This window comes from Flammeovirga sp. OC4, from assembly GCF_000812565.1.
Classification (GTDB): Bacteria; Bacteroidota; Bacteroidia; order Cytophagales; family Flammeovirgaceae; genus Flammeovirga.
In genome coordinates, this window is record NZ_JTAM01000049.1 from 25942 (window position 1) to 48381 (window position 22440).

Below are 22440 nucleotides of genomic sequence, written 5' to 3' on the forward strand. Positions count from 1 at the left end.
TATTTTATTTGAAACTTGGAATACCTGTTATTTCAGCTCCCAAAATTAATAAATGAATGTCATGTGTGCCCTCATATGTGATGACAGATTCTAAATTCATCATGTGTCTCATGATTGGATAATCACCGGTGATACCCATTCCACCAAGAATCTGCCTTGCTTCTCGAGCAATTTTTAATGCCATTTCAACATTATTACGCTTGGCCATAGAGATTTGTGCAGTAGTTGCTTTTCCGACATTCTTTAGCTGACCTAACCTCAAAGCTAACAGTTGTGCTTTTGTTATTTCTGTTAACATCTCCGAAAGCTTTTTTTGCGTAAGTTGAAATCCACCTATAGGCTGATCAAATTGTATTCTTTCTAAAGAATAATTCTTAGCTGTTTCATAGCAGTCAATGGCAGCTCCAATTGCTCCCCAAGCAATACCGTAGCGTGCATTATCAAGACATTTAAGGGGAGCACCCAAACCATCTTTGAGTGGTAAAATATTCTCTTCTGGAATAATTACATTGTCAAACACCAATTCTCCTGTTACACTTGCTCTCAATGACCATTTATTATGAATTTCAGGAGCCGTAAAGCCGTTCATTCCCTTTTCAACAATCACACCTTTTACTCTTCCTTCTTCATTTTTAGCCCAAACGATAGCAATATCAGCAATAGGAGAATTGGTAATCCACATTTTCGCCCCATTTAATACATAATGATTTCCTTCTTTTTTTAAAGTAGTTTCCATTCCAGAGGGGTTTGAACCATGATTTGGTTCTGTCAGCCCGAAACACCCTAAGTATTCACCTGTAGCCAATTTTGGTAAAAACTTCTTTTTCTGAGTTTCTGAGCCAAATTCATAAATAGGAAACATAACTAATGAACTTTGAACAGAAGCCATAGAACGAAGGCCAGAGTCGCCTTTTTCGACTTCTTGCATAATCAGGCCATAGGAAATATAATCCATACCGCCACCGCCATATTCAGTTGGAATGGCAGGGCCGAAAAGTCCCATTTCTCCAAATTGACCAACTAACTGTTGTGGGAATGTAGCCTTCTGGGCATAATCCTCGATGATAGGTTTTACATTTTTTTGAATGAAGTCTGTGGTTGACTTCTGAATAAGGACTTGATCTTCAGAGAGCAAGTCTTCAATAGCATAAAAGTCAGTGTTCATATTGTGTTGTGTGTTTATGGTTAGATTGTTATTCAATAATCTAAAGTTACATTATCAAGTTTTTTTTGAAAGGAAAAGGACTTAGTTTATTTAGAAAATGTAAGGAATATTTAAAGGAATTGTATAAAAAAGTAAATAACCTTTTGTAGCTTCGTGTTTTATTAGAAATTAAAAAAAGAAAATTAATAAATATGGCATTTGAAGTAGTAGGCAAGATCGAAAAGATCATGGATACAGCACAAGTGACAGCGACTTTCAAAAAAAGAGAATTCGTTCTTTTGATTCAGGAAGGAAGCTACCCACAATACATTAAGTTCCAAGCAACACAAGACCGTTGTAACTTATTGGATTCTTACAATGAGGGTGACGACATTGCTGTTACATTTGACTTAAAAGGTAGACCTTTTGATAAAGGTGGTGAAACAATTTATTTCACAAACCTTGAAGCATGGAGAATCAACCCAGCTGCACAAGCACAAGCTCAACCTGCTGCTGCACCTCAGCAACAACCTACTTACGGTTCACCTGCTCCGACACAAACAAATACACCTCCACCTCCACCACCGCCAGTAGGAGGAGATGATATTGATGGTGATTTGCCATTCTAGTAAATACTTTATTAAAATGTATTTCAAAGCTACCTCTTGTATCTAAGGGGTAGCTTTTTTATTTATCAATGAAGACGTTTCAGGATTAAAAAAAGACGTTTCAGTTTAAAAAGATTACTTCAGCTTTTAAAATCGACGTTATTATAAACACGAGGATAAATAGACAGTTTAGAAATAACGAAATAAAGAGGTAATAAAAGAATTTTGTAGTATATAAACTCAGATTAACAGTTTATTGATAAATCATATCAATAAAGCATTTATTAGTTTTTTGACGAACCAATAGGATTTTCTTATTGGTTCGTTTTTTTATACCGATATAAAAAGTCTTAACTTATTTGGTAAGTAATCAATAGTGAGTTCTTTCTATATTGCACTTCAATTAAAAATGTTCAAATGCAAACAAAAACGACATACTCTAATAGATATATAGAAATTGTACAAGTGATGGTAAAGTACGGTTTTCAAAGTTGGTTGGTCAATTCAAGTATATCTCATCTTATACCTAATAAAATATTAGATAAGCATCTTGAAGTATCAAGAGAACCTATTGAAGTCAGGTTTCGATTGGCAATTGAAGAATTAGGTCCCACTTTTATTAAACTGGGGCAAATGTTGAGTAATCGTGCTGACCTTATTCCTATAGAATATGTAAAAGAACTTAAGAAACTTCAAGATGAAGTGAAACAAGATGATTCTTTTAAAGTAGAGGAAGTAATCAAAGAGGAATTAGGAGAGGAGGAGTTTGCTACATTCAACAAAATAAATGATAAACCATTAGGAATAGCATCTATTGGACAAACTTATGCAGTAGAAAGAAATGGTAAGCCTTTGGTATTAAAAGTTAGAAAACCCTCTGCAAGTGCTACTGTCAATGAAGATTTGAGAATTATACGTTCCATACTTAGAATTGTGGTGCGATCAAGCAGAAATATTGCTAAGATGGACCCATTGCGCTTGTTTGATGAATTTGAAATTACTTTAAAGAATGAACTGAACTATTCAATAGAAAAAAGAAATCAAGAGCAATTCTATTCTTATTTTAAAAACTCCAAGACAACTACTGCTCCTACAGTCATTAAGGAATTGTGTACCGATAAGATATTATGTATGGAGTTTGCCGATGGTACCAAAATGAATGATTTCATTGAAAAGGCGACCGAACAGCAAAAAGAAGTAATCAGTAAGAATTTGGTCAAGTCTTTTTTCCAGCAAATCATAGAGTACGGTTTTTATCATGCAGACCCACACCCCGGTAATGTTTTTATTACAAAAGATCTAAAACTCTGTTTTATAGATTTTGGTATTGTCGGGCATTTATTAAAGGAAGATACTACCGTGATTGGGGAGTTTTTAGAAGCCTTCCTTTCAAAAAATACAGATAGGGTGATTCATTCCATTAAAAGAATTGCTTTGACACATGAAATCACAAAGGAAAATAGAAAGAATCTTCAATACCAGTTGCATGACCTTTTCCAATTTTTGGATCAGGATGTGAGTACTATTCCTTGGGCTGATTTTTCAGAAAAAGTGATGACCATTATGTTTGGTTATAATATTAAACTGCCAAATTACTTTGTCACTTTAGCGAAAGCTTTGGCGTTAGTTTTGGGAACAGCCTTGGAGATCAATCCAAAAATGAATCTCTTGAAAGAAATTAAACCCTTTATATTAAAGTATCAAATGCATTTTCTGACTTCAAAAGGACAAAGAGAATTATTGTTGGATTTGGTATATGGTATTCGTGACTTTAAAAATTTCCCTGCGGATATAAAGGAAATTATTGCACTTATCAAAAGAGGAAAGATTGATGTAATGATTACATTGGAAGAAGCACAACCCATATTAGACTCCTTTCGAAATGGTATTAATAAATTGACCATAGGAATTATTATAGGTTGTCTATTGATTGCTTCTTCTTCTATGGCAGTTGCAGAAAATGCCACCTTTATTAATAAATTTGCCATAGGAGGTTATGTGATTGCAGGTATTCTTGGCTTAGCACTCACTATAGATGTATTTAAGGACTTATTTAGAGATAAACCTAAAAGAAATAGGTAAGGATAGTAGAGGGCGAATTGTTTCGCCCAAAATTTATTATTTTTCACAATCTTCATCAGATCGCTCAATCTCAATTGTAATATGTTTGATCTTATCTTTTTTAATAATTTCTCTAACCTCTTTCTTGATTTCGGCACATCGACACATATCCGTAGTATTTTCTACGACTAAATGAAGACTCATGATATTAAACTCTCCATCCAATGACCATAAATGAAGATCATGAGCATCTTCTACGTTCTTAATTTGTATAAGGTCATGGATGATATCTTTTTGATTTATATCGTGAGGTGCCGCTTGAAGGAAAATAGGGAGTATTCCAATCAGGTTCTTAATTGCATTATATAATATGAAAGAGGCAATGCCTAATGAAAGGAGAGGGTCAATTATTGGAATATCATAAAAATTCATCACCAAAGCACCTATCAATACTGCAACCCAACCTAAAGTATCTTCCATTAAATGCAGCATCATTACTCTTTGATTAGCGGAGTTCTTATTGCCGAATAGTTTAAACACTGCCATGCCATTTACAGCTACACCAATAAAAGCCATCAATAGCATTCCTTCTGAATGTACTTCTTCTGGTTCAATTAAACGTGGAATTGTATTTACTATAATAAGGATAGAACCTGAGGTAAGGACGATGATATTGATAATAGCAGCTAAAGTAGAATATCGTCTATAGCCATAAGTATAAGTTGTATTTTCTTTTTTGTTGGAATACCGCTCGAAAAAATAACCGGCTCCAATCGCTAAAGTATCTCCTAAGTCATGAACAGCATCAGATAAAATGGCAATTGAGTTGGTGTAAAATCCTCCTATAAATTCAAAAATGGTAAAGGTAAGGTTTAAAAAAAATGCCCAACCAATGTTTTTTGTAGAGTCATGATGTTGACCATGTGAATGATGATGGTGTTGATGTCCCATATTGGTATATTTTAGTTTAAAAAAGATAGAAAAAATTAGTTTAAAATTCCCATTTCGATCATGGTCTACTAAAATTAATAAATAAAATTTAATGATTTAGCGTATATATATAGTCGTTTTTAGGAAAGCGAATTTTCGCGTTTTGATTCTTTACGCTAAGTGAGAAAATTCATTTCGCTTTTTTGATTTATGTGTAAAAAGCACATTAAAAAAAGTGCTCTTTTTTACTACTTTTTTCCATACAAGTGTTAATTAACTATGTGTAAAATAGCTATTTACGTATAATTATTTGTCATCACGAGATTTTAGTGATGACGATCACTGAAATAGATTTCAACTACTTTCATATTTGTATCATCACAAAGAGATAATCTTATAAACTTTCATATTGTATGGGATATTCATCGCCAAAAGAGATTTTAAGTAATATTAGAGGAGGGGCACTTCAGAAAGGAAATATGTCCATTCAACAATTACTAGTCTTCGGATTTTTAGGAGGAGCATATGTAGCCTTCGGATTCTTGTTAGCTATTATTGTTGGAGGAGGATCACCTGGAATTGCAGCTGAAAACCCTGGTATCACAAAGTTTCTAATGGGTGCAGTTTTCCCGGTAGGACTCGTATTAGTAATTATTGCAGGAGCAGAATTATTCACATCAAGTACTGCAATGATGACTGTTTCAGTATTCTCAAAAGATCAGTCTTGGGGAAAGCTAGGGAAAGTTTGGGGATTTGGTTACTTAGGTAACTTTATAGGATCTCTATTTGTGGCTTACTTCATCACTACATTAACAGGAGTGGTTGACGCAGAGGTCTTCCATAACTCATTAATAAGTGTAGCAGAGCATAAAGTAGGTAACCCATTTTATAAGACCTTCTTTAAAGCAGTAGGAGCGAACTGGCTAGTATGTTTGGCTGCATGGCAAGCATACGCTGCAAAAGATGTGATGGGTAAAGTAATCGGAATCTGGTTCCCGGTAATGACTTTCGTAACATTTGGTTTCGAACACTGTATTGCCAATATGTATGTGATTCCAGCAGCGATGTTTAATGGTGCTGACATCACTTGGTCAGATTTTATCATCACCAACTTAATTCCTGCAACGTTAGGAAACATCGTAGGAGGAGCCTTCTTTGTAGGGACGATTTACTGGTGGATGTTTGTGAAGCCAGACATGGAAAAAGAAAATTCACAACTTAAGAAAGATCTTAAAGATAGCAAGATCGCTGGTTAGTAAGATTTTAAGTTGATTTAATTAATAAAACTAAACATAGACATCTGAACGTTAAAAATACCGTTTAGATTAAATGTAGATTGTAAAGAAAAACCAAAAGAATAGAATGGAAAACGCTGTATTAAACTCTCAATTAAAAGGAACAAAGTGGCAAAACGAAATCAACGTTTATGACTTTGTAGTAAATAATGTTACACCTTATTATGGAGATGCTTCTTTCTTAGCGGAAGCAACTGAAGCAACTAAAAAGCTTTGGGATATCTGCTTAGCAGGTATGAAAGAAGAAAGAGAAAATAATGGTTGCCGTGACATCGATACGGATACAATCTCTAGTGTAACTTCGCATAAAGCAGGTTACATCAACCAAGAATTAGAAACAATCGTTGGTTTACAGACTGATGAGCTTTTAAAGCGTGCTATGAAGCCTTTTGGTGGATATAGAGTTGTTAAAAACGCTGTAGAAGAAAAAGGTAAAAAAGTTAACCCAGCTGTAGAAAACGTATTTAACTATGCAAAAGATCACAACAACCAAGTGTTCGCTGCATACGATAAAGAAATCAGAACTTACCGTTCATTAGGTGTTTTAACTGGTCTTCCTGATAACTATGCACGTGGTCGTGTAATCGGTGACTACCGTCGTTTAGCACTTTACGGTACAGATCAATTAATCGCAGCAAAACAAAAAGATTTTGCTAATATCGAGGAAGGTTTAAGCGAAGGTTCAGGAGCGGACATCGCAATGAACATCCAATTACGTGAAGAGATTACTTCTCAAATCTCTGCATTGAAAGACATCGCTGAGATGGCTGCAATGTACGGTTTAGACGTAACTCGTCCTGCTGAAACTGCAAAAGAAGCTGTACAAGCGGTATACTTTGCTTACTTAGCGGCTGTAAAAGAGCAAGATGGTGCTGCAATGTCATTAGGTAACGTATCTTCTTTCTTAGATATCTATATCCAAAGAGACTTAGAAGCAGGTACTATCAATGAGGTTGAAGCACAAGAATATATCGACCACTTCGTAATGAAATTACGTATGGTTCGTCACTTACGTCCAGGTGCTTATGACGAGATCTTCGGTGGTGACCCAACTTGGGTAACTGAAGCAATCGGTGGTCAATTCCACGACGGTCGTACTAAAGTGACTAAGACTTCATTCAGATTCTTACAAACTCTTTATAACTTAGGAGCATCTCCAGAGCCAAACTTAACTGTACTTTGGTCAAAAGATCTTCCTGAAGGTTTCAAAGAATTCTGTTCTCAAGTATCAATTGATACTTCATCTATCCAATACGAAAATGACGATTTAATGCGTCCTAACCGTGGATCAGATGACTATGGTATCGCTTGTTGTGTATCTTACCAAGAAATCGGTAAAAGAATCCAATTCTTCGGTGCACGTACAAACTTACCAAAAGCATTATTGATGGCAATCAACGCTGGTCATGACGAAAACAAAAACGTATTGACAGTGAATGGTATCGATTCAATGGCGAACGATGAGTACTTGGATTACGACAAAGTAATGACGCAATTCAAGAAAACAATGAAAGAAGTTGCTCGTGTTTATGTGAAGACAATGAACATCATTCACTACATGCACGACAAGCACTACTACGAAAAAGCACAATTCGCATTCTTGGACACTGATCCAGGTATCGATATGGCTTACGGTGCTGCTGGTATCTCTATCATTGCTGACTCATTATCTGCAATCAAGAATGCTAAAGTGAAGCCAGTTCGTGATGAGAATGGTTTAGCTGTTGACTTCCAAATCGAAGGTGATTACCCTAAATATGGTAACGATATCGACGACGTAGATAACATCGCTAAAGAAATCTCTCATATCTTCTTCACTGAGTTAGCGAAGCACAAAACTTACCGTAACGCTGTACCTACAATGTCATTATTGACAATTACTTCAAACGTAATGTACGGTAAGAAAACGGGTGCTACTCCTGACGGTCGTAAGGCTGGTGAGCCATTCGCTCCAGGTGCTAACCCAATGCACGGTCGTGATACAAACGGTGCTGTTGCTTCATTGAACTCTGTTGCAAAATTAGACTACAATGACGCTCAAGACGGTATCTCAAATACATTCTCAATCGTTCCTAAGTCATTAGGTTCTGATAGAGGTACTCAAGTGAAAAACCTAGTAACTATGATGGATGGTTACTTCGCTGAAGAAGGCGGTATGGCGCACCACTTAAACGTGAACGTATTGAACAGAGATACTTTAATGGATGCTTACGAAAATCCTGAGAACTATCCACAGTTAACAATCCGTGTATCTGGATACGCTGTGAACTTCATCAGATTATCAAGAGCGCACCAATTAGAGGTGATTCAAAGAACATTCCACGAGTCTATGTAATATTGACTAGGAATTAGAAATATCAAGAGGCTACTTCGAAAGAGGTAGCCTTTTCTTTTATATATTAAAGTATGAACAAGAAGATCGAAACATATATCTATCAAAATGTAGAAAGAGTACACCTGATCAGGACCATGGTTTTGGTGGGGTTAAGTTTCATTCTTGTCAATCTATTGGACATCCCTCACGGCTCATGGGTGAGTATTACAGTAGTTGTATTAATAGGACCAGTGCCAGAGTTTGGAGGAATTATCCACCGTATATTACAAAGAATATTAGGAACGGTGACGGGAGCTTTATTAGGAGTAGCGACCTTGATACTATTTCAAAATAATGTGATCATTCAAACACTGATTATCCTTATTTCTATACCATTATTTGGATTAGTTGTTTTCAAAAAATACCCTTATGCCTATTTGATAGGAGTGATGACACTAGTAATTCTGTTAAGTGTCAATGAGAGTGAAGGCTTGGATACAGCTTTGTGGAGATCAGGAAATATTATTTTTGGAGGGCTTATTACTTTGGTTTTTTCATTAATTTTTCCGGTTCGAGGAATTCGAGAATTAAAATTTGAAATGGCTCATGCTTTATCTTTGATAAATAAAGAATACAAGAGCGTAGTAGAGGGAGATCTAGTAGAAGAACCTTATCTTCTGGAAATTAGTGGTATTATTGCCTCTATTCGAAAACAAAGAAAGATCATTACTCATGTAAAGAAAGAGAGTGCCTATTTCAAAAATAAATCACAAGAATTAGAAGAAACAATGGTTATTCTTAGAAGGATGTCTGGTATAATTGAGTTATTAAATACGTCAACTTTCGCTTCTGAAATTGGTAATCAGTATATCTCTCAGCTTTACTCCATCAAGGAAAAACATGAAATTTTTACATCACGTATTGATCTGATGATTGAGCAGCTGTCGAATAATTCTTTTGAAGCACCTGAAAAATCAACCTAAGATTAACTTCGTCAAGAGAAGAGTTGGCCTCTTTGAACGATAAATATACAGATGATCATACACCGCTTAGTCCTTACAGTTATGTATGGCTGAACTATCAGTTTGGACTTCAAGTGTTTTTATTGGAAGATAAATTGAATGGGCTTTTTAATAGAGTTTAGCTCGATTTAGCTCATGCTTAGAGCCTATAGTCTTTAAAATCTGTAATCCATATTTTCTGTATTTGTTCTAAATGACTTTTTAGAATCTATCTAAATAATAACAAATTTTAACTAACTGTAATTGTCATTCATTCAATTTTGCATGTCGTATGAATAAGTGAACTAAAACTCAACTATACCTGTCGTATAGTAACTTTCTCAATTTTTAAACTCTTCAATACAATGTGCAAACTTAAATTATTAATTTTTTCATTGATTATTCTTTCATCAACAAGCCTAAAAGCACAAGACAAAAAGCTAACACTTGGACTTGGTTTTGAAGGCAACTACACTTCCAGTAAATTAAATGATACTAAGATGAGTGGTGGTGGTGGTGGGTTTTTCATCAATAGCTTTTACCATGTCCATCCCAAAATTGATGTAGGTGGAGAACTCTACTTTAACCTCAACTATATTGGAGAAGGCGGTGATGAATCTGATTATATCTTATCATCAGAAATTACAAATTTTTCAATAAGAGGTAAGTATTACTTAGGTAGTGGAAAATTAAAGCCTTTTTTAGGGCTAGGGGTTGGTTATTATAGGATTCTTGCCAAATCAGTTTCTCCGCTATCCTTTGTACCTATTTTTTCTTTATTTGGTGCCGATGAGCTTGAAGAAGAATATCCAATTGTTAATGCCTTTGGAGTATCTCCAGAATTAGGATTGAGTATAGGAATATTTCAATTTTCAACTGTGTACCACTTCATTCCAAATGTGAAACTAACGGAAGATATAGCAGCAATAAATTATAATCAGCTTGTATTTAAATTCTGTTTTAATATCGGGATTTTGAAATAAGGAATAATTTTAGTTGTTCGTCATCAGAAGAAAGCACTTAGAGAAAGGTTTTAGACTATAATTCCTTTCTCTGGGTGTTTGCCTACAAATTGACTGAGATAAGTCTTGATTTTCAATGTGTCTTCCTCAATGTTACCCGAAGGAATTATATACTCCCCGAATACAATTCTTTTTGTTTTGAAGCACATACCCACCATGTATATAGGTACATTAGCACCCATAGCAATTCTATAAAATCCAGTTTTCCAATTATCATTATAAGATCTAGTGCCTTCAGGAGTAACGGCCATGATCAGTTCCTCTCTTTGATTGAATTCTTGAATAACTTGATCAACCAATCTTGTATTTTTTGTTCTAATAACTGGAATAGCTCCTTGTTTTAACAGAAACCGACCTAATAAACCTTTACAAAGCGTACTTTTAATAAAAAATTTCGCCTTAATACCTACAATATCTCGAGCAGGTACTCCCACCATAAAATCCCAAAAACTTGTATGTGGCCCTACAACTACCACCATTTTTTTTACCTCATTTGGAAATATTCCTTCTACTTTCCAACCGGCTAATTTAAATAGCCAAATCCAAATTGTTCTCATTATGTTAACATTAGAAAAGTGCTAAACTATCACTAAATATTGATAAAGTCAGTTTAAAAGAGGATTTATTAACTATTTCATTGCACTATTAAGTGTATTTAGATCACTTATAACATCAAGATAATGTAAAGATAATGACTTATTCTTGTAACATTAGATCTCGACTTTTGTGATATCAATAAATGCTGAAAAAATGAAGAATCTATCTCTAAAATTCATAACAGTAATACTTTTTTATACTTGCATATTTACTACTAGAACAAACGCACAAACAAACACACTTAAAGGACAAGGAAGTGACACTATGCTTCCAGTAGTAGAAGCACTAGTAAATACATATTCATCTACTGCATCAATCGATGTACAAGGAGGTGGAAGTTCTCTAGGTTTTAGAGGACTGTCAAATTACGCTATTCAATTCGCACTTTCTTCAAGAAAAGTGAAATTAGGAGAGAAGGAAAAAATTGAAGACAAATATGATCATCTTATGGAAAAGGTGATAGCATTTGATGCTTTATCAATTATTACTCACCCTTCTAATCCGGTTAAAAAACTATCAGTTCAAACTATTGCAAAGATCTTTAAAGGTGAAATTACCAATTGGAGTGAATTAGGAGGAAATGATATTCCTATTCTTGTGGTCACTAGAGACGAAAACTCAGGTAGCTTTGGCTTTTTCAAATCTGAAGTGATGAGAAGTGCTCCTATGCGAGATGGTAGCGTAGAAGTGGGGTCTAATTCTGCAGTAGTAGAAAAAGTGAGTGAGGAAGAAGGTGCTATTGGGTATTGTGGTATTGCTTACGTTGACGAAATTGTTCAACCTGTATCAGTGAGCGTTAATAATACAGATTATGTGTATCCTTCATTCAGGAATGCACTTCAAAAAACTTACCCTCTTTCAAGACCTCTTTATTTATATTATAGAGATTCAGAAAAGAGTACAGTGCAAAGTTTTGTGAAGTTTGCGCTTTCAGAAAAAGGACAACAAGTGGTGGCTCACAAAGGATACATTCCAGCTTTCTAAACTAGATCCAATTATGAAATTATCACCTCAGAAACGACAGGCTAAAAGTATTAAAACAAGACTGGTCTGGTCATTTGCTACAAACTTACTAATTATCAGTGTGGTGTTTTTTGTGTATGCATACATCAAAAATACGACAACAAATGCTGAAAAAGTTGTTACTGATCTAGCTACGGTATCCAATAAGATTCAGAAAATTAAAGCGGGGCAACAATCTTTCTTGCTCACTGAAACCATCAACCCGACTTTCTACGAGACTAAAAAGAACAAGTATATAGAAAAGAACAAGCAGATGATTTTAGAGATCAATGAACAGATTGATCAATTCTATGTCAATGAGTATGTAAAGAGAGCAAATGTGATTGTTCCACTACGTAATCTTGAAAAATCGATAGCATTATATCATACTACTTTAGACTCTTTGGTTGCCGTTCAGCTTAAACGCGGTTTCAAAAGCTACGGGGTAGAAGGTGATATGAGACGTTCTGTCTACAGTGTGATGAACTCAGGGTATGATCTTGATCAAGTCAAGATTTTATCCTTAAGAAGACATGAAAAAGATTACATTTTAAGAAAGGATCAAACGTATGCCAACAAACTTTCTAAGGTAATTGAGAGATTGAAGGTAGACATTGATCGTACGGTATCTGACAAATATGGACGCGTTTATTTGAAAGGAGCTTTGGATAATTACGAGCAATACTTTCAAAGATTGGTTGCGTTAGATGCTGAATTAGGTTATTTCGGTCATGCAGGTATCAAAGATAATTTAAATGTTTCATTAAATATTATCGAAAAGGATATCACGAAGATCTCAGAAATAGTAAAGGATTATGAAAGGTATTGGCAATCCATAAATATTTTTATCCTTTTTGTTTCTGCATTTAGTATTATTTTAGTCAATGCAATTCTACTTTATTATTTATTGAATCGTTTAGGAAAGCCTATTAATGAGTTATCTAATTCAATTCATAAAATTGTTGAAGATAAATTCCAAGGGAAAATCTATACGATTAAAACGCAGGATGAGATTGGTGCACTTTCGAGAGACTTCAATTATGTGTTGGAGAAAATGAACGAAAGAAGTGAAGAAATCCTTCAACAGAAGGAAGAGTTGGCTACGACTTATGAGAAAATTGATACGATCAGACAAATCGGTAATAAGATCAGTAACCATACGTCGGTAAGTGAAATCATAGAAGAATTCAACAGAGCATTGAGTAATGTATTGGATTTCTCATTATTCATGGTGGGGATTGTGCACGAAGATCAAATGCATTATCAAGGTTATGATAAAGAAGGAAAGTACTATGAATTAAAACGTTCTCTTTTGGATAATACGCACTTGGGGGTCACGTGTTTTAACGCTCAGGAAGCAATTATTTGTGAGGACTTTTTAGGCAGTACACCAAATCCATACAAGCATTTATTGCCTGTTATTACGCATAAAAAAGCGGCTTCATTAATCTATTTACCGTTGACTACACCTTCAGGAAAAATTGGTGTTTTGGCCATTCATAATGACAGACCAAATGCTTACTCAGACGTGGAAATCAACATGCTTGGAAGTATTGTAGTTTATGCTGTTAGTGCCTTACAAACAGCAATGAACTATGAGGATATGGAAACGCAGGTATTGAAGAAGACCGAGCAAATCAATAGACATAGGGATGAATTGATGAGTAGTAACTTGCTGTTACAAGGGACACTAGAGGAGTTGGAAAAAAAGAATGCTCAGCAGACAAGTAGTATTCAATACGCTAAGAGAATCCAACAAGCCTTGTTGCCTAACATCTCATTGATCCGTTCTCAATTCCATGATGCATTTGTATTCTACAGACCCAAAGATATTGTGAGTGGCGATTTTTACTGGTTAGAAACCAAAGGAGATTACACCTATCTGGCAGTGGCAGATTGTACAGGTCATGGCGTTCCTGGTGCATTTATGTCTATTTTGGGAAGAGAAATTTTATCTAACCTTATTAATTCGAAAGAAAATCTTACAGCTGCTCAATTGTTGGATGAACTGAATATTAGAATCAGAGTAGCCTTGCAACAGGAAAGAATGAATAATAAAGATGGGATGGATATCGGTATTTGCGTGATCAATAAAAGAAAACGTGAATTGACTTATGCCGGTGCTCATCATCCGCTTTATCTAGTGAAAAAGGATGCGTTGGGTAATCAAGAAATTGATGTGATCAAAGGAGAGAAACAGTCAATTGGCGGTCATATTTTCAAAAAGAAACAATACCAGCCTTTCACCAATCATGTGATCCGATTAGATGATCCTAATGCACAAGTGGAATCTGTATATATGTGTACTGATGGCTATCAAGATCAGTTTGGAGGGGAAAACGGACAAAAGTTCTACAAGAAAAATATGAGACAACTCTTCTTAGATGTGGCGCAGAAGCCTATGTTTGAGCAGAAGTCCATTATTGCAATGACCATCAACGAATGGATGCAAGAAACCGAAAAGCAAACTGATGATATTTTAGTGATTGGCTTCAAGCTTCCTCCTGTACAATATGTAGGGAAGACGCTCGAAGACAAAAGTGTTGAAGATATGTTGGGGTTAATGTAATGAAAATTACATTTCCTCTTTTCTTTGGTATTGTTCTAAGGACTTGGTAGGAGTAATTATAGTTCCTCCTTCCCACAAATCAAGAGAATTTTTCTGTTCTCTTTTCACCTTAACAATTTCCTCTTCTTTCACCTGATCAAATTGATCGGGTGTTATTTTTTTACGCTCTAGCACCAATAATTCTCTAGTTTCAACTGAGCTCATGTGCAGATTTGTTTTCACTTTGATTTCCTCAAGTTTTTTATCAAACATAAAACGTTTTTGTTTCTTGAGAAGGGAAAGGTTTCTTTCAAAAGAGAATGAGATATCAACTTGGTTATAGATGTATTTTACAAAGTAGTTGGTTTCTCCTTTTTCAAAAATCACTTTCATCTTTTTGAAGTTTTCAGAAAAGCCAATACCTAATAGTTGTATATGTTTTCCTCGTTTTCCAGGGGCATATTCAATATCCATTTGAAGTAAGGCAAAAGTTTCGGAAGAAACGAAAATCATTCCTTGAAAGTTGCCCCCTTTGGGAGTGAAAGAAATTTTGTAAGCTACATCATTATCGATCATCGTAGCTCCTTCCAATTCAAAATTATATTTCCCTTTTTTGGTGATGAACTCCAAGTAGTCGCTGTCAATATCCGTCACATTATTGAAAACTTCTTCAATGCCATTTTTTACATATTTAGTCTTAAAGTTGTAGTGAAGGGAGTCCAATACATCTGGGTTCAATGAGTTAATAGAATCACTTTCCGCTTCTTCTTCGTCTTTTAATTTTGTACCAATGATGCCCGATTTAATTCTATAGTAGACATCATCATTTCCAAATGAGTTTTCAATATCTTCGGCTAAAAAATTAAGTGTCTTCTCTAATTCCTTATTGATTTTTTGAAATGAACTTTCTTCCAGTGAGATGGCTTTTTTTGCGACAAGCTTATGCTCATCTTCTCCTGTATACCAACTATGTTTACTATCAAGGTAATTGATAAACTCATCTGGAAGCATGGCCATTATTTTATCACTTTTAGCTTGATTGATTTCTTCAAAACTAGATTTTTTTAGCTGAAAAGGATTGTCCTTGTTCATGGTTGTTCGATGAAAACTATGAATAAAAAGCTCTTCTTTTACATTTTCCTTTTTATAGTTCTTTTCGAAATTCTCTTCAACTTTGCTAATAATGTCTTTTACAGAAATATTTTTAGAGGTGATCACAACTTCCTCAAGATTGATGACGAGCGGTTTCAATGCAACATTTAAGGTAGATCGCTTTTTAATATCCTTTACTAAATACTTAATAGTGGTATAACCACCATAGCTGAAAGAAATAGAATCTGTATCTTCTAAATTGGATAGATTAATAGTATAATTCCCTTCGGCATTCGAAACGGTACCTTTCCCTTTTTCGGAGAATAGGATATTTGTAAAAGGTAATGCTTCTTTAGATTCAGCGTCAGTGACTTGTCCTTTGATGAATTCTTGAGCATAAAGGCTTTTAGTACTGAAGAAAATAAATAAAATGAAAACTAATTTTCGTAACATAGAGTAGTTTGTTTTTAAAAGGATATGTAATTTTATAGGATGGTACTTTATTTAAAGCTAAAATTTAAGTGATTAAGTAATCTTGACTTGGCTATTTTTCAATTTAGTGAATAATTTAAAGACTTAAATTAACGATTTAGGTCTTCAATCAATTTGACACTTATGAAGGTTAAATAGTACAAATTGGAAGCTGAATATAGTCATTTTTTTGTGAAGCTGCCTTCATTCAATATTAACTTAAATAATATTAAACTGAAATAAAATCTTCCATGCAACCTTTACAGTTTAACGTTGTCTTTATATATTGAAGTCCCTTGGGGATAATATTATTATCTATATTAATGCTTTTCTTTTGAAACACTATTTGCTATTTGTTACTCTTATTTTTTCACTATCACTCTCAGCTCAATCTTTAGAATCTGAAAAGAACCACGAAATTGATAGTTTAAGGAAAAATATTAAGCTGCAAGAAGTCAATGAAAATTACATCAAAGACCTCTTGTCTCTTTGTACGCTCTATAATCAGTCTGATTTAGATTCTGCATTATACTTTGCTGATCTTGCCATTCAGAATGCACTACAGATTGACGACCAAATAGATCTACAAAAAGCATATCACCTCAAAGGTGTAGTTCATTATTATCAAGCGGAATACAGTGAGGCACTAAAAGATTATTTTGAATCTACTACTATTGCAAAAAATCTTGGAGATACCTCAGCATGGAATGTCTCAATTCAAAATCTTGGAAAAGCCTACGAGGTTCAAGGGGAACATGATAAAGCTTACAATTACTATAAGGAAGGGTTGGAATTATTAAATGACTCTTCTTCTGCACGTTTGAGAGCATTGGCTTACAGTAATATGGCTAATATTCTTTTTTATCAACAACATTACGAAAAGTCGCTGGCTTACCACAAAAAAGCTATTCAAATAAGAACGAAAGAAAAACAGAAGAATGCCTTGGCTTATTCTTACAATGATATTGCCATTGTCTACAGAATTGTTGGTGAAATAGGGCAATCACTAAGAGCTTATAAAGATGCCTATGCGATTTTAAAAAGATTGGACGACAAAAGAGGATTGACCCAAGTTTCTAGTAATATTGCTGGCCTTTATATTGATATGAACCGATTGGATTCGGCTTTACATTATGCTCAGCAAAGTTACGAGTTAGCTACTACTTTAGAAGCTAGGCATGAGTTAATGGGAGCATCGTCACAATTGTCAGAATTATACGAGAGAAAAGGAGATTATAAATCAGCTTTGAAATACAACCGTCAGTCTCATGCACTTTATGACAGTGTATTTACACAAGAAAAAATGCGGGAAGTTGCGTTGTTAGAAACACAGGTAAGGTTTAATGAGCAGGAGGCAAAGAATAAACTTTTAGAGGAACAAAAAAAGGCACAAGAGGCAAGTATGGACAAACAGTTGGTGGTGACCATTGCTTCTCTAGTCATTTCCTTCTTACTGATTGGGGTGATTATGGTGTTTATCAAAGAACGTTTAAAGCAAAGAGAACTGACCAAAAGACTGACAGCAGCCAACGAACTTTTACAACACCAACAAAAGGAACTTGCACTTCGAAATAATGAAGTAAAAGAACACAATGAATTGTTGAATAATCTCAATGAAGAAAAAAATCACCTGATAGGGGTAGTTGCCCATGATTTAAGAAACCCTTTGACTTCAGCCTTGACACTTTCGCAGTTATTGGAAGTAGAATTGGATGGAGATAATCAAGATTGTGCTAAAGGTGTGAAAAATGCGTTGCTACGCATGAATGAGATGATTACAAGAATTTTGGATGTAAAAGCGATAGAGGCAGGGCATATGAACTTAAATATGAGTTCTTTTGATATCGATGAGGTGGTAGAGGCTGTCGTAGAAAATTGCGAACACACAGCCGAGAAAAAAGAAATTCAGATTATTCAAAAATTGAAACCTGTTACCGTTTTTGCGGACCCGAATGGTGTAAGACAAGTATTGGACAACTTGTTGAGCAATGCGATTAAATTCTCACCTAAAAAGGAGAAAATTGAAGTAGAGGTGAAAGTTTGTAATGAGCAACAAGCAAGTGTGATCATTAAAGACAACGGGCCGGGCATCTCCAAAAATGATATGCAACGCATGTTTGGGAAATTTCAACGTTTATCAGCTAAACCAACCGGTGGTGAATCATCGACAGGTTTAGGTTTAAGTATCGCAAAAAAGTTTATCGAAGCCATGAAAGGCGATATCATTTGTGAAAGTGAAGAAGGGAAAGGTAGTGCTTTTATTGTGAAGGTACCTTTGGATATTAAAAAAAGTGTAGCTTCCTAACAACGATTATTTTTTAGTTTTTGAAACACGCCCTGGGTTATTGGCAATAAACGTAGACCAAGATTTTTTCTTAGCAGTGTTGACTCCATTTTGGAAAATGTGTGTGATGGCTACCCCCAAAGCATCAGTGGCATCAAAAAGCGATTGATCATCAATTTTAAATTTTAGTAATTTTTCAATCATATTTGCTACTTGCTCTTTTGAAGCATTACCATTGCCTGTAACGGCTGATTTTACTTTTTTTGGAGCATACTCCGTAATCGGAATATCCCTCATTAGGGCGGCAGACATCGCTACTCCTTGTGCTCTTCCAAGTTTTAAAGCAGACTGTACATTTTGTCCCACAAAAGGAGCTTCCAAAGCCACTTCATCTGGAGCATATTCCTCTAATATAGACGTAATTCGCTCGTGAATCTTCTTCAATTTTAAAGCATGAGAAGAGTATTTTTTGAGGTGAATCACTCCATATTGAATCAATGTTAGCTTTTGTCCTTTGGCTAAAATAAGACCATAACCCATCACTTGAGTACCTGGGTCAATACCTAAAACTAATTTTTCTTTTACAGTGGCTAACATCTAATCTCTCCTTTAAATAAAAATGCAAATTAAATGAATTCAACTTGAAGTTCATGTGTAGAAGAAGATTTTTTGAGGGTTTTGGGTATTATATAGCATATCACTTCTACCTTAATTATTAAATTTTCATGAAAAGTAATACTATCCGTTTGGTATGAATATGGCGGGTATTGAGAAGGAAGGCACTCCTGATCATAAATTCCAATACAATGGAAAAGAGAAGCAAGAGGAGATTGGTTTTTATGATTATGGTGATAGGAATTATGATGCAAGTTTGGGGAGATGGTTTGTAGTGGATCCGTTGGGCGAGAAGATGAGAAGGCATTCTGTTTATAATTATGCTTTTGATAATCCTATCAGGTTTATTGATCCTGATGGGATGGCACCTAGTGGTGTAATTCCAACCAAGGAGGAAGTAAAATTAGCAGCATCCAAAGCATCTAAATCTCTTTTGAATGCAGCAGTCAAGTATACTGAAAAGAAGTTTGAACAAGCAAAGGAATATATTCAAGATAATGTATCGATAGAAGGTTTTGGTAAAGTTGAAGCAAAAGCTACAGGTGGAGGAAGGTTTGCTCTTGGTGTTCGTGGTCTTCAAATTGATGCAGACCTGAAATCTTCTGAATTGGTTAATGTAACTGGAGAAGTAATTTTAGGTAATGATACAGATGGAGATTTATCATTAAGTACGGATAATTCAGATTTTACAGTATATGGAGATAATAATCAAGTTAAAACAACTCATGGTTTGACAGTAGGTAAAGCGTTAGAAGGTGGAGGTAAAGTTGAATATAACCAAAGGCTAGGAGGAGGCCGTATTTCAAATGTGAAAGGTGAAGCAACTTTTGGAACTACGTTAATACCAGCAGTAGTTGGTGGAGGGAAAATTGAAGTTGAAAAAAATCAAACAGTAATTACAGGTTCGGTAGGATCAGGGGTAAAAGCAGGAATTGGAATTGTAGGAGAAATTGGTATTAGAATTAAATTTGATTATTAAGATTATGTATGTATCAATGAAAATTAACTTTTTTGTAAATAGGATTATAGGGATTATTATTTTAATGTTTATATTTTTTGAGTTAAAATATCTATTTTCCTCACCAGATATAATGAAAATATTATTAATAATATTTCCAATCATCATGTTCCAAGTATTTGTCATTGTAATGTTATATTATATCAAAGAGGTCCGAATAGATAATAATACTTTTTTTATAAAAGATGTTTTTTTCTTAAAAAAACATAGCAAAAACTCATTTATAAAAGTTGAGAATGTTTTCTTTATGTATTATAGAATTTATTTTGAGGATTGCTCATACGTTTTTGGGATTAGCCCTAATCTTTACGTTAAAACTTTTTTTGAAAATAAAGACATGATAATGGAAATTTCCAATTCTATTAGTAATTATCAAAAGAGATGAGTTTGTGAAATATTCTGTTTCAAGTTAATTAATAGCATGATAATATTTTTTTATTAATGTTCAGAAATAACTTCAAATAAAAAAGAAGAGAGGTAAAAGTAAAGGTCAATTTTTGATAAATAAATATTCAAAATTGACCTTTACCTACTCTTATGTAGAAAGTGGTTTTTGAGAGTCCAAGTTCTCAGGGGATTTTACGAATTCAATTGAGGTTGTCACCTTCCTAAGGTTGAGGTGTTCCACATTATAATGGGGGCATATGCATCCATTTGTTTTCTTACTATCAAAAAAGATCATTTCTATATGTTCTTATCAAGAAACGATCAGAAAAATTAGACAAAAAAATGAGGTCTCTGACCAAGAGACCCCTCTCACAGAATAACTGTGATAAACCACCCAAATATTTTTAAAATTATTATGCTGCTTTAATATTATCTCTTCCCCAAATTGCGGCTTCTTCTGGAGATTCGAATAATTTTATTTTAAAACTGGTTTCATTTTCAAGTAAGTGTTCTAGATTGATAATCGAAAATCTTGTGAACGGATCACAGTCGTCTTCGATGATTACTCCAAAATGTTTTACTTTCAATAGTAGTATTTTTGGGATAAACCAACTTACTAACCAAGGGTTTGATGACATCCATCCGCTTTTAACGAATCGAGCATCTAATAGTACAACCGCTGGCTTTCCACTTTGGATATCTTTTAGCGTACTTTCAAGGTTTTCTGTAAAAGCATCCGGTTGAAAAAAGCCCCTCATACGTATGGTGAGCGTATTATTTCTGCTGTTGATATCCGTGGTAAAGTTGGTCATAATAATATTAGGTTTATGTAAAACAGTTATTCAGATTGTTTGCATCTATTACATCTGTTTTCTCATTTTTGTTCACTTCTGGAATGATAAAGCATGTAAGGAATTTACACTAGAAATACCTTTTATTCCTCAAAAAGGAAACATTATCTTTTCTTCTAAAACGGTTATTGAGGGGAAATGGCCTTTGAAATAAGGTTTTATGTTGAAAAATGACTCAAAACCTAAATTGTTTACATGTGGTATTTTGTCAAGAAAATGGCACCATAACCTTTCCCTTTTTTTCAATTTATAGATGGTTATTTTCTTTTGAAGCAATCAGAAATAGGAGTTCGAAACCTATTTTTAATTAAAAAACGATGAATTTATAAACTATTTTGACGTGTATCTGATCATTGAATTTTCAAAAATGCCTTGAATGATCCTTAAAAAGTGAAATTTTTCCTCTAAAATTTAGGATTCCTAAAGGTACTTAGAGTCAGAATATCCAAAAAACATAGATTTGAGAAATATTATGGAATAATCTCGACAATAATTTTAAGATACCTTTGAAATATCCTTAAATTTGGACCTTCAGAAAAGTGAACAAAAATTTATGGCACAAATAGATATTATCGAAAAATATTTTCCTGATTTAACTTCAGTACAAAAAAATCAATTTGCACAGTTGAGAGACCTCTATGCAGAATGGAATGAGAAGGTCAATGTTATTTCAAGAAAAGATATTGATAACTTATACGAACGTCACGTATTACACTCATTAAGTATTGCTAAGATTATCGAGTTTAAGCCAGGTACTGAGATCTTAGATGTAGGGACAGGAGGAGGATTTCCAGGAATTCCTTTAGCCATATTTTTTCCAAATGTAAAGTTTCACCTTGTAGACTCTATTGCAAAGAAGGTTAACGTGGTCAATGAAATTGCAAAGACAATTGGTTTGACGAATGTGAAGGCGGAGCAAATGAGAGCCGAAAAAGTAGATGGAGAGTATGACTTTATCGTATCAAGAGCCGTAACAAGAATTGACGTGCTTTTAAGATGGGTAAGATCTAAAGTAGCTTTCCAACAAGGACATGAGCTGAATAACGGTATTATTTGTTTGAAAGGAGGAGATTTGACAGAAGAGTTCTCAAAATTAAACAAAAAGAAATACAAGTTGTTTGATATGAAAGACCTCTACGAGGAGGATTTCTTTGAGACAAAAAAGATTGCTTACGTTCCAGTTACGAAGAATAAATAATA

Annotated in this window: 16 protein-coding genes and 1 pseudogene; 11 read left to right on the forward strand and 6 right to left on the reverse strand. The window is 34.4% G+C overall.

What is annotated here, in order from left to right; all coding sequences use genetic code 11:
* Positions 1–4: 4 nt before the first annotated feature.
* Positions 5–1165 (reverse strand): acyl-CoA dehydrogenase family protein, encoded by a 1161-nt coding sequence (locus tag PL77_RS20630; RefSeq protein ID WP_044209699.1) that lies wholly within the window; start codon positions 1163–1165, stop codon positions 5–7.
* 191 nt (positions 1166–1356) lie between these two features.
* Between PL77_RS20630 and PL77_RS20635 the strand changes: the two genes are divergently transcribed.
* Both PL77_RS20635 and PL77_RS20640 read left to right on the forward strand, forming a co-directional pair.
* On the forward strand, positions 1357–1773 hold the full coding sequence (locus PL77_RS20635; RefSeq protein ID WP_044209700.1) for a DUF3127 domain-containing protein: 417 nt from the start codon (positions 1357–1359) through the stop codon (positions 1771–1773).
* A 396-nt stretch (positions 1774–2169) separates the two neighbouring features.
* Complete coding sequence (locus PL77_RS20640; protein ID WP_044209701.1) at positions 2170–3834, forward strand: AarF/ABC1/UbiB kinase family protein; 1665 nt, start codon at positions 2170–2172, stop codon at positions 3832–3834.
* A gap of 36 nt (positions 3835–3870) precedes the next feature.
* On the opposite strand, the gene PL77_RS20645 is transcribed toward PL77_RS20640, so the two are convergent.
* The gene (locus PL77_RS20645) at positions 3871–4764 is read right to left on the reverse strand and encodes a cation diffusion facilitator family transporter (protein ID WP_044209703.1); all 894 of its coding nucleotides are present in this window, start codon (positions 4762–4764) and stop codon (positions 3871–3873) included.
* A 392-nt stretch (positions 4765–5156) separates the two neighbouring features.
* Between PL77_RS20645 and PL77_RS20650 the strand changes: the two genes are divergently transcribed.
* The 4 genes from PL77_RS20650 to PL77_RS20665 all read left to right on the forward strand — a co-directional run bounded on the left by PL77_RS20650 (position 5157) and on the right by PL77_RS20665 (position 10336).
* Positions 5157–5999, forward strand: coding sequence for a formate/nitrite transporter family protein (locus PL77_RS20650; RefSeq protein ID WP_044209705.1), 843 nt, complete (start codon positions 5157–5159; stop codon positions 5997–5999).
* A gap of 106 nt (positions 6000–6105) precedes the next feature.
* The gene (pflB, locus tag PL77_RS20655; protein WP_044209707.1) at positions 6106–8373 is read left to right on the forward strand and encodes a formate C-acetyltransferase; all 2268 of its coding nucleotides are present in this window, start codon (positions 6106–6108) and stop codon (positions 8371–8373) included.
* A gap of 71 nt (positions 8374–8444) precedes the next feature.
* The gene (locus PL77_RS20660; protein ID WP_044209709.1) at positions 8445–9335 is read left to right on the forward strand and encodes an FUSC family protein; all 891 of its coding nucleotides are present in this window, start codon (positions 8445–8447) and stop codon (positions 9333–9335) included.
* Positions 9336–9718: 383 nt separating this feature from the next.
* Positions 9719–10336 carry a hypothetical protein gene (locus tag PL77_RS20665; protein WP_044209711.1) on the forward strand — a complete coding sequence of 206 codons (618 nt, stop codon included), beginning with the start codon at positions 9719–9721 and terminating at the stop codon, positions 10334–10336.
* Positions 10337–10386: 50 nt separating this feature from the next.
* On the opposite strand, the gene PL77_RS20670 is transcribed toward PL77_RS20665, so the two are convergent.
* Positions 10387–10932, reverse strand: a complete 546-nt coding sequence (locus tag PL77_RS20670) for a 1-acyl-sn-glycerol-3-phosphate acyltransferase (protein WP_082026656.1) — start codon at positions 10930–10932, stop codon at positions 10387–10389.
* A gap of 193 nt (positions 10933–11125) precedes the next feature.
* On the opposite strand from PL77_RS20670, the gene PL77_RS20675 reads away from it, so the two are divergent.
* A complete protein-coding gene (locus tag PL77_RS20675) occupies positions 11126–11956 on the forward strand; it encodes a phosphate ABC transporter substrate-binding protein (RefSeq protein WP_082026657.1) in 831 nt (276 codons plus the stop codon).
* A gap of 13 nt (positions 11957–11969) precedes the next feature.
* A complete protein-coding gene (locus PL77_RS20680) occupies positions 11970–14543 on the forward strand; it encodes a SpoIIE family protein phosphatase (RefSeq protein ID WP_044209718.1) in 2574 nt (857 codons plus the stop codon).
* Positions 14544–14549: 6 nt separating this feature from the next.
* Here the strand turns inward: PL77_RS20680 and PL77_RS20685 are convergent, their stop codons facing one another.
* Entirely contained in the window at positions 14550–16067 is a 1518-nt protein-coding gene (locus PL77_RS20685; protein ID WP_044209721.1) for a carboxypeptidase-like regulatory domain-containing protein, read from the reverse strand.
* A 352-nt stretch (positions 16068–16419) separates the two neighbouring features.
* Here PL77_RS20685 and PL77_RS20690 point away from each other — a divergent pair, with 352 nt between their 5' ends.
* The gene (locus tag PL77_RS20690; RefSeq protein WP_156152459.1) at positions 16420–18390 is read left to right on the forward strand and encodes an ATP-binding protein; all 1971 of its coding nucleotides are present in this window, start codon (positions 16420–16422) and stop codon (positions 18388–18390) included.
* A gap of 6 nt (positions 18391–18396) precedes the next feature.
* Here the strand turns inward: PL77_RS20690 and ruvC are convergent, their stop codons facing one another.
* Positions 18397–18966 carry a crossover junction endodeoxyribonuclease RuvC gene (gene ruvC, locus PL77_RS20695; protein WP_044209728.1) on the reverse strand — a complete coding sequence of 190 codons (570 nt, stop codon included), beginning with the start codon at positions 18964–18966 and terminating at the stop codon, positions 18397–18399.
* A 151-nt stretch (positions 18967–19117) separates the two neighbouring features.
* Here ruvC and PL77_RS20700 point away from each other — a divergent pair.
* Positions 19118–19963: pseudogene (locus tag PL77_RS20700) on the forward strand (RHS repeat domain-containing protein); the annotation flags it as partial.
* 839 nt (positions 19964–20802) lie between these two features.
* Here the strand turns inward: PL77_RS20700 and PL77_RS20710 are convergent.
* Entirely contained in the window at positions 20803–21201 is a 399-nt protein-coding gene (locus tag PL77_RS20710) for a hypothetical protein (protein ID WP_044209734.1), read from the reverse strand.
* Positions 21202–21793: 592 nt separating this feature from the next.
* On the opposite strand from PL77_RS20710, the gene rsmG reads away from it, so the two are divergent.
* Positions 21794–22438, forward strand: a complete 645-nt coding sequence (rsmG, locus tag PL77_RS20715; RefSeq protein WP_044209780.1) for a 16S rRNA (guanine(527)-N(7))-methyltransferase RsmG — start codon at positions 21794–21796, stop codon at positions 22436–22438.
* The last annotated feature ends 2 nt before the right edge of the window (positions 22439–22440 follow it).